Raw genomic sequence first — 12,768 nt, forward strand, 5'->3', positions numbered from 1 at the left:
CTGAAGGAGACAACGTGCCGTCCATCGACGTCGTCGTAGCCCGGGAAATCCTCGACTCGCGAGGCAACCCCACCGTCGAGGTCGAGGTCGGCCTCGATGACGGCAGCACGGGCCGGGCCGCAGTGCCGTCCGGCGCTTCCACCGGCGCCTTCGAGGCCCTCGAACTCCGCGACGGCGACAAGAACCGCTACCAGGGCAAGGGCGTCGAGAAGGCCGTCCTCGCCGTGATCGAGCAGATCGGCCCGGAGCTGGTCGGCTACGACGCCACCGAGCAGCGGCTGATCGACCAGGCGATGTTCGACCTGGACGCCACTCCCGACAAGTCCTCGCTCGGCGCCAACGCCATCCTCGGCGTGTCGCTGGCGGTCGCGCACGCCGCCTCCGAGGCCTCCGACCTGCCGCTCTTCCGTTACCTCGGCGGCCCGAACGCGCATGTGCTGCCGGTCCCGATGATGAACATCCTCAACGGCGGATCGCACGCGGACTCCAACGTCGACATCCAGGAGTTCATGATCGCGCCGATCGGCGCGGAGTCCTTCTCCGAGGCGCTGCGCTGGGGCGCCGAGGTCTACCACACCCTCAAGGGCGTGCTCAAGACCCGCGGCCTGTCCACGGGTCTGGGCGACGAGGGCGGGTTCGCGCCGAACCTCGGCTCCAACCGCGACGCGCTCGACCTGATCATCGAGGCGATCAAGCAGGCCGGCTACACCCCCGGCCAGGACATCGCGCTCGCCCTGGACGTGGCCGCCTCCGAGTTCTACAAGGACGGCAGTTACGACTTCGAGGGCAAGCAGCGCTCGGCCGCCGAGATGACCGAGTACTACGAGGAGCTGGTCGCGGCCTACCCGCTGGTCTCCATCGAGGACCCGCTGTTCGAGGACGACTGGTCGGGCTGGAAGGTCCTCACCGAGAAGCTCGGCGGCAAGGTGCAGATCGTCGGCGACGACCTGTTCGTCACCAACCCGGAGCGCCTGCAGAAGGGCATCGACAACGACACGGCCAACGCGCTGCTGGTGAAGGTCAACCAGATCGGCTCGCTGACCGAGACGCTGGACGCCGTCGAGCTGGCCCAGCGCAGCGGCTACAAGTGCATGATGTCGCACCGCTCGGGCGAGACCGAGGACGTCACCATCGCCGACCTGGCCGTCGCCACCAACTGCGGCCAGATCAAGACCGGTGCCCCGGCCCGCTCCGAGCGCGTCGCCAAGTACAACCAGCTGCTGCGTATCGAGGAGATCTTGGACGACGCGGCGGTCTACGCGGGCCGCAGCGCCTTCCCGCGCTTCAAGGGCTGACGCGCAACGGCTGACGCCGCCGGGGGTCGGCCCCCGCGTCCGTACGTCCCCGCGCCCGGTCCCGTACCGTGCGGCGGGGACGTACCGGCGTCACGACAGGCGGGGCAGTATGTTCGTCCCCCGAGGACGTGCGTGCGTCCCGCAGGACGTACGAGGGGAGCGACGGCGTGGGGTCCGACCGGTTCTCCACCACGGCCCGGCTCAAGGCCATGGGCCAGGAGGCGCAGGCGCGGGTCTACCGTGCCGCCGCGGCACGTCGGCCGGCCCGGCGCAACAGGCTCACCGGGCGGGCAGCGCTGCTCGCGCTGGTGCTGTGCGCCCTGGTGATCGCCCTGGCCTACCCGATGCGGCAATACATCGCCCAGCGCTCCGACATCGCCGACCAGCGCCGCGAGGCGCAGCAGGCGCGGCAGAAGGTCGAGCAGCTGCGCGAGCAGAAGGCCCGCTGGCAGGACCCGGAGTACGTCCGCACCCAGGCCCGCACGCAGCTGCACTATGTGATGCCGGGTGAGAACGGCTATTCCGTGGCAAGTCCGGCGCCCACCGGCGGCTCCTCGGGCACGCGGCACAAGAGCGCGGGCAGCCCGGGCGACGGCGGCGGGCAGGCGGCGGCCGCCCACCGCCCCTGGTACACGAACCTGTGGGACGGCGTGGACCATGCCGACGCCGCCGCCCTGCCACGGCAGTGACGCCCCGCCGAGGGGCCGCCCCCGCAGCGCCGCCGGCAGCCCCGTAGACCCGTCGCCCTCCCCACCGCCCGCAGACGGCCCTGAGACACAGAACGGCACATGGACATCTCCCAGGACAATCCCGCCCCCGCCACCGCCGCGGACGTCGCCGCGGTCAGGGCACAGCTCGGCCGGCCGCCGCGGGGCCTGCGCGCGGTCGCGCACCGCTGCCCCTGCGGCAATCCCGACGTCGTCGAGACCCGGCCCCGGCTGGAGGACGGCACGCCCTTCCCGACGCTGTACTACCTGACGTGTCCGCGGGCCGCCTCCGCGATCGGCACACTGGAGGCCGACGGGGTGATGAAGGCGATGACCGCCCGCCTCGCCGAGGACCCGGACCTCGCCGCGGCCTATCGCGCCGCCCACGAGGACTACATCGCCCGCCGTGACGCCGTCGAGGTGCTCGGCGGATTCCCCAGCGCGGGCGGCATGCCCGACCGGGTGAAGTGCCTCCATGTGCTGGTCGGCCACTCGCTGGCCGCGGGGCCCGGCGTCAATCCGCTGGGCGACGAGGCGCTGGCGATGCTGCCCGACTGGTGGGCCAAGGGGCCGTGCGTCCCGCCGCAGGACGCCGCGGACGCCGGCGGCGCCGAGAGCACCGCTACGGGCGAGGAGGCCTCATGACGACCAGGGTCGCCGCCGTCGACTGCGGTACGAACTCGATCCGGCTGCTGGTCGCCGACGTGGACCCGGCGACCGGTGCGCTGAAGGACCTGGACCGGCGGATGCGGATCGTCCGGCTCGGCCAGGGCGTGGACCGCACCGGGCGGCTGGCGCCCGAGGCGCTGGAGCGGACCTTCGCCGCCTGCCGTGAATACGCCGAGGTGATCCGGCACCACGGCGTCCCGGCCGCCAATGTCCGCTTCGTCGCCACGTCGGCATCGCGCGACGCGGAGAATCGCGACGACTTCGTGCGGGGCGTGGTGGAACTGCTGGGCGTCGAGCCGGAGGTGGTCAGCGGCAGCCAGGAGGCGGCGTTGTCCTTCGCCGGCGCCACCCGTGAACTGACCGGGGACCACGGTCTGCTGACGCCGTATCTGGTGGTCGACATCGGCGGCGGTTCGACGGAATTCGTGCTCGGCTCGGACACGGTGGAGGCGTCGAGGTCGGTCGATGTGGGCTGCGTCAGGATGACGGAGCGTCACATCGTGCGGGACGGCGGGCCGGTGGACCCGCCGACGCCCGAGATCGTCGCGGCGATGACCGCCGACATCGACGCGGCCCTTGCCGAGGTGTGCAGAACCGTCCCCATGGACCGCGCCCGTACGCTCGTCGGACTGGCCGGCTCGGTCACCACGGTCGCCGCCGTCGCGCTGGGCCTGCCGGCGTACGACCCCGAGGCGATCCATCACGCCAGGATCAGCCTCGACCAGGTCAGAGCCGTCAGCGGGCAGCTTCTGGCGGCCACCCACGCCGAGCGCGCGGCCATCCCGGTCATGCACGAGGGACGGGTCGACGTGATCGGCGCGGGCGCGCTGGTGCTGCTGCGGATCATGGAGCGGGCCGGTGCCGAGGAGGTCGTGGTGAGTGAGCACGACATCCTCGACGGCATCGCTTTCGCAGCGGCCGGCGGGTCCGGGCAGCAAGCTTTGTGAAACTCTTCACATGAAGTTCCCGTCCCGCGGCCCAATTTTCCAAGGTGTGAGACCGGGGGACCCCCAGAATCCTTGGCCATGGCGTGTTTCGGCGGTGTGACAAGCGCTCGGCCGGCGGTTGAACGCCGCAAGATCCGCCCTGATCAGCGCCCGGTGCCCTGGTGCCGGGCGCTTCTTGGCGGGTACGGGTCACGTCCTGCCTGGTCGCGAAACCGGGCAGGGTAGCACAGGGTATGCACCCCCTTGTGAAGGGGCTCACGAGGTACCCCTCCGAAGGTGCTGGATACTCGATGCATGAGCACCACGGAGCGTCCACGGATCCTCGTAGTAGGCGGCGGTTACGTCGGCCTGTACGCGGCGCGTCGCATCATGAAGAAGATGCGGTACGGCGAGGCGACCGTCACGGTCGTCGACCCGCGCTCGTACATGACGTACCAGCCCTTCCTTCCCGAGACGGCAGCAGGCAGCATCTCCCCGCGTCACGTCGTCGTCCCGCTGCGGCGCGTGCTGCCCGGGGCCGAGGTGCTGACCGGGCGGGTCGTCGACATCGACCAGGACCGCAAGGTCGCCACGGTCGCGCCGCTGGTCGGGGAGTCCTACCAGCTGCCCTTCGACTACCTGGTGATGGCGCTCGGCGCGGTCTCCCGGACCTTCCCGATCCCCGGCCTCGCCGAGAACGGCATCGGCATGAAGGGTGTCGAGGAGGCGATCGGCCTGCGCAACCACGTGCTGGAGCAGCTGGACAAGGCCGACTCCACGACCGACGAGGATGTCCGCCGCAAGGCGCTGACCTTCGTCTTCGTGGGCGGTGGCTTCGCGGGCGCGGAGACCATCGGCGAGGTCGAGGACATGGCGCGCGACGCGGCCAGGTACTACCCGAACGTGAAGCGCGAGGACATGCGCTTCATCCTGGTCGACGCCGCTGACAAGATCCTTCCCGAGGTCGGCCCGCAGCTGGGCAAGTGGGGCCTGGAGCACCTCCAGGAGCGCGGTATCGAGGTCTACCTCAGCACGTCGATGAAGTCCTGCGTGGACAAGCACGTGGTGCTCGCCAACGGCCTGGAGGTCGACGCCTCCACCATCGTGTGGACGGCGGGCGTGAAGCCCAACCCGGCGCTGGCGAAGTTCGGCCTGCCGCTCGGCCCGCGCGGCCACGTGGACACCGCCCCGACGCTCCAGGTGCGCGGCACCGACTACATCTGGGCCGCGGGCGACAACGCCCAGATCCCGGACCTCGCCGCGGGCGAGGGCGCGTGGTGCCCGCCGAACGCCCAGCACGCGCTGCGCCAGGCCAAGGTGCTCGGCGACAATGTGATCTCCGGGCTGCGCGGTTTCCCGCAGCAGGAGTACAAGCACGCCAACAAGGGCGCGGTCGCCGGACTCGGACTGCACAAGGGCGTCGCGATGATCGTGGTCGGCAAGGCCAGGATCAAGGTCAAGGGCCGGCTCGCCTGGTACATGCACCGCGGCTACCACGGCATGGCGGTGCCGACCTGGAACCGCAAGATCCGGGTCTTCGCCGACTGGACGCTGGCGATGTTCCTCAAGCGCGAGGTCGTCTCGCTGGGCGCCATCGAGAACCCCCGCGAGGAGTTCTACGAGGCCGCCCGCCCGGCCCCGGCTCCGGCCGTGGTCCAGCAGCCGAAGGCCGCCGAGACCGAGAAGGCCGGCGCGGCCTGACCCGACACGCGGCCCGTGCCGCGCCGTCCGCAACGCCGTAAGGGCGCCCGCCATCCGTGGTGCGGGCGCCCTTACGGCGTCCCGGGGCGGCCCGGCAACCGCCGTCCGGGCGAAGTGCGTGTATCCGCAACGTAGATTTACGGGTCAACGGCGCCTTTCAGTCGTACGCTCAGATGCATGGCTGACGCGGCTCACCGCCTCTTCGAACTCGCCGAACACGCCCTCTCCAGACCGTTCCCGTTGCGCGTACGCGCCTGGGACGGCAGTGAGGCCGGGCCGGCCGGCGCACCTGTCCTGGTCCTGCGCCGGCGCCGTGCGCTGCGCCGGCTGCTGTGGCGGCCCGGTGAGCTGGGCCTGGTCCGCGGCTGGGTCTCCGGCGACCTCACGGTGGACGGCGACCTCTACGAGGCGCTCGGCCGGCTGTCGGGGCTGCTGTGGGAGCGGGACGAGCCGGATCCGGGGGCCGGCGGCGCCCTGGGGACCGCCCGCCGCCTCGCGGACCTCCTGGGCGATCCGGGCAGCTACCGCCTCGCGCGCGAGGCGCTGGCGCTGGCGGGCCCGGGGCTGCCGCCCGCGCCGCCGCCCGAGGAGGTGCGCAGGCGCACCGGGATCGCCCACACCCGGCGCCGCGACAAGGCGGCCATCGCCCACCACTACGACGTCGGCAACGACTTCTACGCCCTGCTGCTCGGCCCGAGCATGGTGTATTCCTGCGCCGTGTGGCCCGAGAAGGACACCACGTTGGAGGCGGCGCAATATGCCAAGCTCGACCTGGTCTGCCGCAAACTGAGCCTGCGTGCGGGGCAGCGGCTGCTGGACGTCGGGTGCGGCTGGGGCTCGATGGCGCTGCACGCCGCCGAGCACTACGGCGTCCACGCCACCGGCATCACCCTGTCCGCCGAGCAGGCCGCCTTCGCCCGCAAGCGTGTCGCGGAGGCCGGGCTGACCGGCCGGATCGACATCCGGGTGCAGGACTACCGCGACGTCACCGACGGCCCCTACGACGCGATCTCGTCCATCGGCATGGCCGAGCACGTCGGCAGCGAGCGCTATCTGGAGTACGCCCGCACGCTGTACGGCCTGCTGCGGCCCGGCGGCCGGCTGCTCAACCACCAGATCGCCCGGCGGCCGATGCGCGACGAGGAGGCGTACCGCATCGACGAGTTCATCGACCGCTACGTCTTCCCCGACGGTGAGCTCTCGCCGGTCGGCGCGACCGTCGCCCGGCTGGAGGAGGCCGGCTTCGAGGTGCGGGACGTGGAGGCGCTGCGTGAGCACTACGCGCGCACCCTGCGGGCCTGGGTGACCAACCTGGAGGCGCACTGGGACGAGGCCGCCCGGGCGACCACGGCCGGCCGGGCCAGGGTCTGGCAGCTGTACATGGCGGCGTCGGCGCTGTCGTTCGAGCGCAACCGGATCGGGGTCAACCAGGTGCTCGCGGTCCGCACGGACCCGGACGGCACATCGGGCATGCCGCCGACCCGCGGCGGCTGGCTGTCCTAGCCGCGGTACCGGAGCGGCCGCCTCGCGGCACCGCACGAGCCGTCCCGCGGTACCGCACGAGCCGCCTCGCGGCACCGCACCGGCCTGCCGCAGTACCGGACAGGCCGTCATGGCGCATTCCAGCCGCTCGGGAGAGCGATTTCGCGTCACTTGTGCGGGGCAACTATTGACGCGGGGTTGACGGCCTGGGCAGCCGGGCTGTCCTCATTCGACCGCTGATGGGACGTCAGTGACCCCTAAAATAAGACAACATGACAACTCAGGCGCCCTGTTCGGATCCGCCGTCCCCGATACGCTTTTCTCTGCGCCCCGCCGGCCCGGATGGTGGAACGCAGACACGGCGAGCTTAAACCTCGCTGCCCCGTCGTGGGCGTGCCGGTTCAAGTCCGGCTCCGGGCACTTACCGCCAGTTGGCTGGCCTGCGAGAAGGGCGGGAAGGGCGCGAAAGCGCCCGTGAACGCGCCTGGCCCGGATGCACGGTGGGAGCCCCGGCCTTCCCGTTCCACCCCTCGCGGTGCCCCTCCCGCGCGGCTTCCCACGCCTTCCCCCGGCTGTCCCCGCCATGCCGCGGACGGCCGTTCCGGCCGGTCGTGCGGCCCCCCGCGCCCGCGGCGCCGACCCCTGTAGCGGTCACCGGGCGGAGCTTCCCCTTACAACGCTGACACGCGCTGAACGATCACGCGTAACGCCGCGCTGCAAAAGTCCGCTGCGCCAGTAGCGAAAGGGGACATGACAGATGACCCAGTTCAATCGACGTGCCTTCCTGCGTGCCGTCGGTGCGACAGGCGGGGCGGGCGCGATGCTCGCCACCATGGGGGCGCTCGGCCTCACGCCCACCGCGGAAGCGGCGTCCCGCGAGGCGGCCTTCCGCGCCCCGCGCCGGGGCGACTTCCACCTCACCGGGAGGGCCGCCGCCAAGGTGGTCGTGCTCGGCGGCGGCATCGCGGGCCTCACCACCGCGTACGAACTCGGCAAGGCGGGCTACGACTGCACGATCCTGGAGGCGCGGGACCGGCCGGGGGGCCGCAACTTCACCGTCAGGGGCGGCGACAGCACCACCGACCTGTACGGCAACCGCCAGACCGCGCGCTTCTCCGACGGCCAGTACATGAACGCCGGTCCCGCGCGTATCGCCCAGTGGATGATCACCCTCGACTACTGCCGTGAACTCGGCGTGCCCATCGAGGTCTTCACCAACGTCAACGCGGACACCTACCTCTACAACGAGTCGGCCGGTATGACCGCGCCGATGCGCTACCGCGCGGCCAAGGCCGATGTGTTCGGCTATGTGACGGAACTCCTGGCGAAGGCGTCCGACCAGGGCGCGCTCGACCAGGCCCTGACCGAGGCCGACCGGGAACGCCTGATGGAATTCCTCAAGGACTATGGCGACCTCGGCAATACGCTGGACTACACCGGCAGTTCCCGCCGCGGTTATTCCGTCTGGCCGGCCGCCGCCGGCACTCCGGGAGTCGTGAACACCGATGTGCCCGCCGCTTCCGAGATCTTCGCCTCGGGAGTCGGCCGCTACTTCGCGTTCGAGTTCGAATTCGACCAGGCCATGCTGATGTTCCAGCCCGTCGGCGGCATGGACCGGATACCGCACGCGCTGGCCAGGGCGATCGGGACCCACAAGGTCCGCACCGGCTGCGCCGTCACCCAGGTCACCGACAAGGCGCACGGTGTCAGCGTGACGTACACCCAGGGCGGCCGGACGAAAGTCGTCGACGCGGACTACTGCGTCGCCGCCATGCCGCCGAACATCCTGGCCAAGGTCCCGCACAACCTCGGCTCCGGCGTCCAGTCGGCACTGCAGGCCATCACGCCCTCCTCGGCCGGGAAGATCGGCCTGGAATACCGCTCCCGCTGGTGGGAGACCGACCACCGGATCTACGGCGGCATCACCGAGACCGACCTCGACGTCACCCACATCTGGCACCCGTCCTACGGCTTCCACGGCGAGCGCGGTGTGATGATCGGCTACTACAACACCGGCTCCCGCGCGGACTCCTACGCCCAGCTCAGCCCCAAGGACCGCGAGGCGCGGGCCGTGGCGGCGGGCGTGAAGATCTACGGGGAGAAATACCGCAGCGAACTGGCCACGTCCTTCTCCCACCACTGGCGCCAGTTCCCCTACCAGGAGGCCGCCTGGCACAGCACCCCCGGCGGCCCGGACGCGGCACGCTACAAGCCGCTCAACGAACCCACCGGCCACGTCTACTTCGCCGGTGACTGGCTCAGCTACATGGACGCCTGGCAGCACGGGGCCTTCAGTTCGGCCCGCAAGGCGGTCACCGCACTCCACCAGCGCGTGCTCGCCTGACGGCGGGCTCGCAGGGGGCCGCCCCGCATCACCGGTGCGGGGCGGCGCGGAGCCGGCCGGCCGACGCCACCGTGGCGGCGGCCTCGCGCTCGCTCAGCCCGGTGTGCACCGCGGCCGTCACCAGGGCCGGCGCCAGCGCGTCGCCCAGACCGGCGTCATAGGCGCGGCAGGCGGCCCAGAACAGCCGCCCGTTGCGTTCTCCTTCGTGTGAATCCAGCACGAACCGCACCAGGGCCGCGGCCCGCTTCTCGGCGGGGTGCCGCGGCCCTGCCGCGTGCTTGGGCTGCCGGTCGTACGGCGACAGCGGGGGAGCGGCGAGCCGCAGCAGCGCTGCGGGCGCCGCGGCAAGGGGGTGCCCGGCGGCGCCGGGGGCGAGCAGATAGCGGCCGGCCACCGTACGCGAACCGGGCCCGACCACGTAACCGCCCTCGCCGCGTACGTCGATGCCCGGGGCCAGCCGGCCGGCCGAATTGGGGACCGGGCCCGGCGCGGACAACCACAGATGACGGCCGCCGCTCGGGGTGAGCACGGTGACGGTCCCGGGCACGGTGAAGCGGTGTGTTTCGGCCAGTGCGCGCAGCGATCCGATCCCGTCGGCGCCGTGCTTCACGTCGAGGTCCAGGCCGATCAGATGGTGCGGCCCGCGGCCACAGGCGACGCCGTAGCCCGTGGCCCAGGGGGCGACGGCGAAGAGGGCGCGGATACGGGCCGGGTCCGTGGTCGCGTCGTGCACGCCGTGCCCGGGCCTGCCGCATTCGCCGCGGCACATGGCGGCGGACCGCGGCTCGTCGCGGTGCGGGGAGCGGACGGCGGGCAGCTTGGTGCGGGACAGCGGAATGACGGGCAGGCCGCGGGCGGCGGTCAGCAGCGCCGCGTGCAGGGCGCGGGTGTGGTCGGGGCGTGCCATGGCCTGCTCCCTGGATTTCGAACGCGTGTTCGTCTGCACTCCTCAGTGATACCGCGCCGAGGCGCCGCCGTCCACCGCGTATTGCGCCGACGTGCCGAAGCGCACGTCACGCGTACGGGGGGCGTGCCGGTGGACGATGCGTGCGGAGCGGCATCCGGGGAAGATCACCGCTCGGAGCGGCCTCTTTTTTGCCAAGCCATTACTCTTGACGCAGAGCTGCAGGACGCGGCCATGGAGGAGTGAGATGAGGAGCAGCAACCCGGTCTTCTCCCGGCGGGGTTTCACCCGCGGGAACGACTACGCCGGCTTCGGGGCGCAGGGCACCCAGGGCGTGCCCGGTGGCCCGCAGGGCGGCAACCCGTACGCGCAGGCGCCGCGCAATCCCTACGACCAGCCGCAGCCCCTCACCGCCGAGAACCTGGAGCAGGCGTACGCGGCTCCCGCCGCGGGCCCCGCGCAGACCGGCCGGATGACGATCGACGACGTCGTCATGCGTACCGGCATCACGCTCGGCACCGTGGTCGTCGGCGCGGTCCTCGGCTGGGTCGCGCTGCCCGACAACACCGGCCTGGCGGTCGGCGCGGCGCTGATCGCGTTCGTGCTGGCCATGGTGCAGGCGTTCAAGCGCACGCCCGTACCCGCGCTGATCCTCGGCTACGCGGTCTTCGAGGGCGTCTTCCTCGGAGTGCTCAGCCGGGCGTACAACGAGGCGTGGCAGGGCGCCCCGGTCCAGGCGGTGCTGGGCACCATGGCGGTCTTCGCCGGCATGCTCTTCGCCTACCGGGCGCGGATCATCCGGGTCACCGCGCGCTATCAGCGGATCGGCCTGGCCGTCGCGGTCGGCTTCGTCCTGGCGATGGTGGTCAACCTGATCTTCGCCGCCTTCGGCAGCTCCGACGGCCTGGGGCTGCGCACCGGCCCGCTCGGCATCGTCTTCTGCCTGCTCGGCATCGCGCTGGGCGCGTTCTTCCTGTCGCTGGACTTCAAGCAGGTCGAGGACGGCATCCGCGGCGGCGCTCCGCGGCGGGAGTCGTGGCTGGCGGCCTTCGGGCTGACGCTGTCGCTGGTGTGGATCTATCTGGAACTGCTGCGGCTGATCGCGATCCTGCGCGACTGACGCCCTGCCCGCCGCGCACATGGACGTACGGGCTGCCCGGAAGCACCGCTTCCGGGCAGCCCGACGGCGTGGTGGAGGGGGTCAGAGCAGATTGCGCGCGGCCCGCCGCAGGTCGTACTCGTGGACGAGGGCCTTGGCGTAGCCGTAGGAGAGGTCGTGCTCGCTGCGGAGCCAGCTCACCTTCTCGTCGAAGCGGAAGAACGACGGCCCGTCGGCGAGGTCGGACAGCCAGTCGCTGACCTCGCGGCCTGTGCAGTGCGGGATGCGGTCGAGCAGATTCCGGTGGGTTTCCTCGGAGAAATGCGTTTGGGACATCGGCGCCTCCGGTCTGTGGTCCGGTCACCCCACCGTGCCCGAGTGGCCGGTCGTTGGCAACCATCCCGGGCGGCGGATATGGGTGCGAGGGTGACTCCCGTACCCCGATAGGGTCGCGCCATGCCGGAGCGCACCGATCTGAATGCCGCACTCGAACGCCTCGCGGGACGCCTGCGGGCACTTCCGCAGCGCAGGCTCCAGGCGGGCGCGGCGGCCACGGGCCTCGAACTGGCGCGCTGGCTGGACCGCGAGGCGCAGCTGCTGGAATTCCCCGGGCGCGAGCCGTACGTGATGCCGGACGACGGCGTCTTCGTGGTGGGCGACCAACTGGCCCTCGCCGGGCGCGAACTCCTCGCGGTGGCGACGCTGCCCGAGCACCGGGCGCTCCTGGCGGAGGCGCGTGAGCGGGTGGCGCGGGCGGCCAGGGCGGTGGACTAGAAGAGCCGCGGCGTCACAGCGAGGCGACGACCCGGTCGGCCAGCACATAGACGCTCTCCTCGCCGAAGGCGAAGGTCAGCGCATAGGCGCCGGCTATCGCGGAGCCGCCGCGCAGCACCGGCACATCACCCCGGTCCAGGGCGTCGCACAGCCGCAGCGCGGTCTCCCGGTGCCCCGGCGTCATGCACAGCGTGGTGCCGTCGGCGAAGACGTAGACGTCGAGCGTGCCGAGCGGGCCGGGGCGGACGTCGGACAGCGGCACCCGGCCGTCGGCGAGGTCGGCGAGCCGGTCGGCGGTCTGGTCCTGCGAGGCGACGACCGGGGACGGCGCGAATTCCGGCCCCGAGGGGTGCGGGATCGTGCCGGGCGCGGGCAGGGTCGCCTCGGGCGCCTCGCCGGCGTCGGATTCGAGTCCCGCGTCGAAGCCGCCGTCGAGACCGGCGAAGTCGGCCTGCCGGGGCAGGTAGGGCAGGACGGGCGGCACCTCGTAGTCGCCGCCGGGCAGCGTGCCGTCCGCACCGGCGCCGGAGAGCCCGCCGCGGAAGAAGGGCGCGTCGCCGGCGGTCTCGCGGGCCTCCTGCTCGGCCCAGAAGGCGCGGGCCTCGGCCAGTTCGCGCTCCCGCTCGTCGGCGAGGGCGTCGGCGACCGCGGCCCTGATGTCGCCGGCCGGGACACGCTGCCCCGGCACGCACGCCCCGGCCAGGTCCCGGCGCAGCGCGGACAGCTCGCGGCGCACACCGCGGGCGGACAGCACGGCGGCGGAACCCGCCGCCACGGCGAGCCCCACGGCGACCAGCAGGACGGTGAAGTTGGCACTCACTGACGTTCTCCCGACTGACGCGACCCGAGCAATGCCCACTGGGGCAT

The 12,768-nt window shown here is 72.0% G+C and carries 12 protein-coding genes and 1 tRNA gene; 10 read left to right on the forward strand and 3 right to left on the reverse strand.

The window, feature by feature from the left end; translation table 11 throughout:
* Nucleotides 1-14: 14 nt before the first annotated feature.
* From eno to OHA86_RS24260, 8 genes are all read left to right on the forward strand, one after another.
* Nucleotides 15-1,295: a phosphopyruvate hydratase gene (eno, locus tag OHA86_RS24225; protein ID WP_329178435.1), complete on the forward strand. Its 1,281-nt coding sequence runs from the start codon at nucleotides 15-17 to the stop codon at nucleotides 1,293-1,295.
* 167 nt (nucleotides 1,296-1,462) lie between these two features.
* Nucleotides 1,463-1,984 carry an FtsB family cell division protein gene (locus tag OHA86_RS24230; protein WP_329178437.1) on the forward strand — a complete coding sequence of 174 codons (522 nt, stop codon included), beginning with the start codon at nucleotides 1,463-1,465 and terminating at the stop codon, nucleotides 1,982-1,984.
* 99 nt (nucleotides 1,985-2,083) lie between these two features.
* The gene (locus OHA86_RS24235; protein WP_329178438.1) at nucleotides 2,084-2,647 is read left to right on the forward strand and encodes a DUF501 domain-containing protein; all 564 of its coding nucleotides are present in this window, start codon (nucleotides 2,084-2,086) and stop codon (nucleotides 2,645-2,647) included.
* A complete protein-coding gene (locus tag OHA86_RS24240) occupies nucleotides 2,644-3,618 on the forward strand; it encodes a Ppx/GppA phosphatase family protein (protein ID WP_329178440.1) in 975 nt (324 codons plus the stop codon). Before OHA86_RS24235 ends, OHA86_RS24240 begins: the two co-directional genes overlap by 4 nt.
* Nucleotides 3,619-3,912: 294 nt before the next feature.
* Nucleotides 3,913-5,298 carry an NAD(P)/FAD-dependent oxidoreductase gene (locus tag OHA86_RS24245; RefSeq protein WP_329178442.1) on the forward strand — a complete coding sequence of 462 codons (1,386 nt, stop codon included), beginning with the start codon at nucleotides 3,913-3,915 and terminating at the stop codon, nucleotides 5,296-5,298.
* A 177-nt stretch (nucleotides 5,299-5,475) separates the two neighbouring features.
* Complete coding sequence (locus OHA86_RS24250; protein ID WP_329178445.1) at nucleotides 5,476-6,801, forward strand: cyclopropane-fatty-acyl-phospholipid synthase family protein; 1,326 nt, start codon at nucleotides 5,476-5,478, stop codon at nucleotides 6,799-6,801.
* 315 nt (nucleotides 6,802-7,116) lie between these two features.
* A tRNA-Leu gene (locus OHA86_RS24255) sits at nucleotides 7,117-7,200 on the forward strand.
* A gap of 400 nt (nucleotides 7,201-7,600) precedes the next feature.
* Nucleotides 7,601-9,124: a flavin monoamine oxidase family protein gene (locus tag OHA86_RS24260; protein ID WP_329182537.1), complete on the forward strand. Its 1,524-nt coding sequence runs from the start codon at nucleotides 7,601-7,603 to the stop codon at nucleotides 9,122-9,124.
* Between the two features lie 28 nt (nucleotides 9,125-9,152).
* Here the strand turns inward: OHA86_RS24260 and OHA86_RS24265 are convergent, their stop codons facing one another.
* Nucleotides 9,153-10,031, reverse strand: a complete 879-nt coding sequence (locus tag OHA86_RS24265) for a bifunctional DNA primase/polymerase (RefSeq protein ID WP_329178447.1) — start codon at nucleotides 10,029-10,031, stop codon at nucleotides 9,153-9,155.
* 244 nt (nucleotides 10,032-10,275) lie between these two features.
* Between OHA86_RS24265 and OHA86_RS24270 the strand changes: the two genes are divergently transcribed.
* The gene (locus OHA86_RS24270; RefSeq protein WP_329178448.1) at nucleotides 10,276-11,148 is read left to right on the forward strand and encodes a Bax inhibitor-1/YccA family protein; all 873 of its coding nucleotides are present in this window, start codon (nucleotides 10,276-10,278) and stop codon (nucleotides 11,146-11,148) included.
* 81 nt (nucleotides 11,149-11,229) lie between these two features.
* On the opposite strand, the gene OHA86_RS24275 is transcribed toward OHA86_RS24270, so the two are convergent.
* Nucleotides 11,230-11,463: a DUF4287 domain-containing protein gene (locus OHA86_RS24275; RefSeq protein WP_329178450.1), complete on the reverse strand. Its 234-nt coding sequence runs from the start codon at nucleotides 11,461-11,463 to the stop codon at nucleotides 11,230-11,232.
* Between the two features lie 120 nt (nucleotides 11,464-11,583).
* Here OHA86_RS24275 and OHA86_RS24280 point away from each other — a divergent pair, with 120 nt between their 5' ends.
* A complete protein-coding gene (locus OHA86_RS24280) occupies nucleotides 11,584-11,901 on the forward strand; it encodes a hypothetical protein (protein WP_329178451.1) in 318 nt (105 codons plus the stop codon).
* Between the two features lie 13 nt (nucleotides 11,902-11,914).
* Here the strand turns inward: OHA86_RS24280 and OHA86_RS24285 are convergent, their stop codons facing one another.
* Nucleotides 11,915-12,721: a hypothetical protein gene (locus OHA86_RS24285; RefSeq protein ID WP_329178452.1), complete on the reverse strand. Its 807-nt coding sequence runs from the start codon at nucleotides 12,719-12,721 to the stop codon at nucleotides 11,915-11,917.
* Between the last annotated feature and the right edge of the window lie 47 nt (nucleotides 12,722-12,768).

It is taken from the genome of Streptomyces sp. NBC_01477, assembly GCF_036227245.1.
Lineage (GTDB): Bacteria > Actinomycetota > Actinomycetes > Streptomycetales > Streptomycetaceae > Actinacidiphila.

Excerpts from the sequence above, each read along its gene's own strand:
- OHA86_RS24235 (WP_329178438.1), top strand. The coding sequence starts at position 2,084 with ATGGACATCTCCCAGGACAATCCCGCCCCCGCCACCGCCGCGGACGTC.
- OHA86_RS24240 (WP_329178440.1), top strand. The coding sequence starts at position 2,644 with ATGACGACCAGGGTCGCCGCCGTCGACTGCGGTACGAACTCGATCCGG.
- OHA86_RS24245 (WP_329178442.1), top strand. The coding sequence starts at position 3,913 with ATGAGCACCACGGAGCGTCCACGGATCCTCGTAGTAGGCGGCGGTTAC.
- OHA86_RS24250 (WP_329178445.1), top strand. The coding sequence starts at position 5,476 with ATGGCTGACGCGGCTCACCGCCTCTTCGAACTCGCCGAACACGCCCTC.
- OHA86_RS24260 (WP_329182537.1), top strand. The coding sequence starts at position 7,601 with ATGCTCGCCACCATGGGGGCGCTCGGCCTCACGCCCACCGCGGAAGCG.
- OHA86_RS24265 (WP_329178447.1), bottom strand. The coding sequence starts at position 10,031 with ATGGCACGCCCCGACCACACCCGCGCCCTGCACGCGGCGCTGCTGACC.
- OHA86_RS24270 (WP_329178448.1), top strand. The coding sequence starts at position 10,276 with ATGAGGAGCAGCAACCCGGTCTTCTCCCGGCGGGGTTTCACCCGCGGG.
- OHA86_RS24275 (WP_329178450.1), bottom strand. The coding sequence starts at position 11,463 with ATGTCCCAAACGCATTTCTCCGAGGAAACCCACCGGAATCTGCTCGAC.
- OHA86_RS24280 (WP_329178451.1), top strand. The coding sequence starts at position 11,584 with ATGCCGGAGCGCACCGATCTGAATGCCGCACTCGAACGCCTCGCGGGA.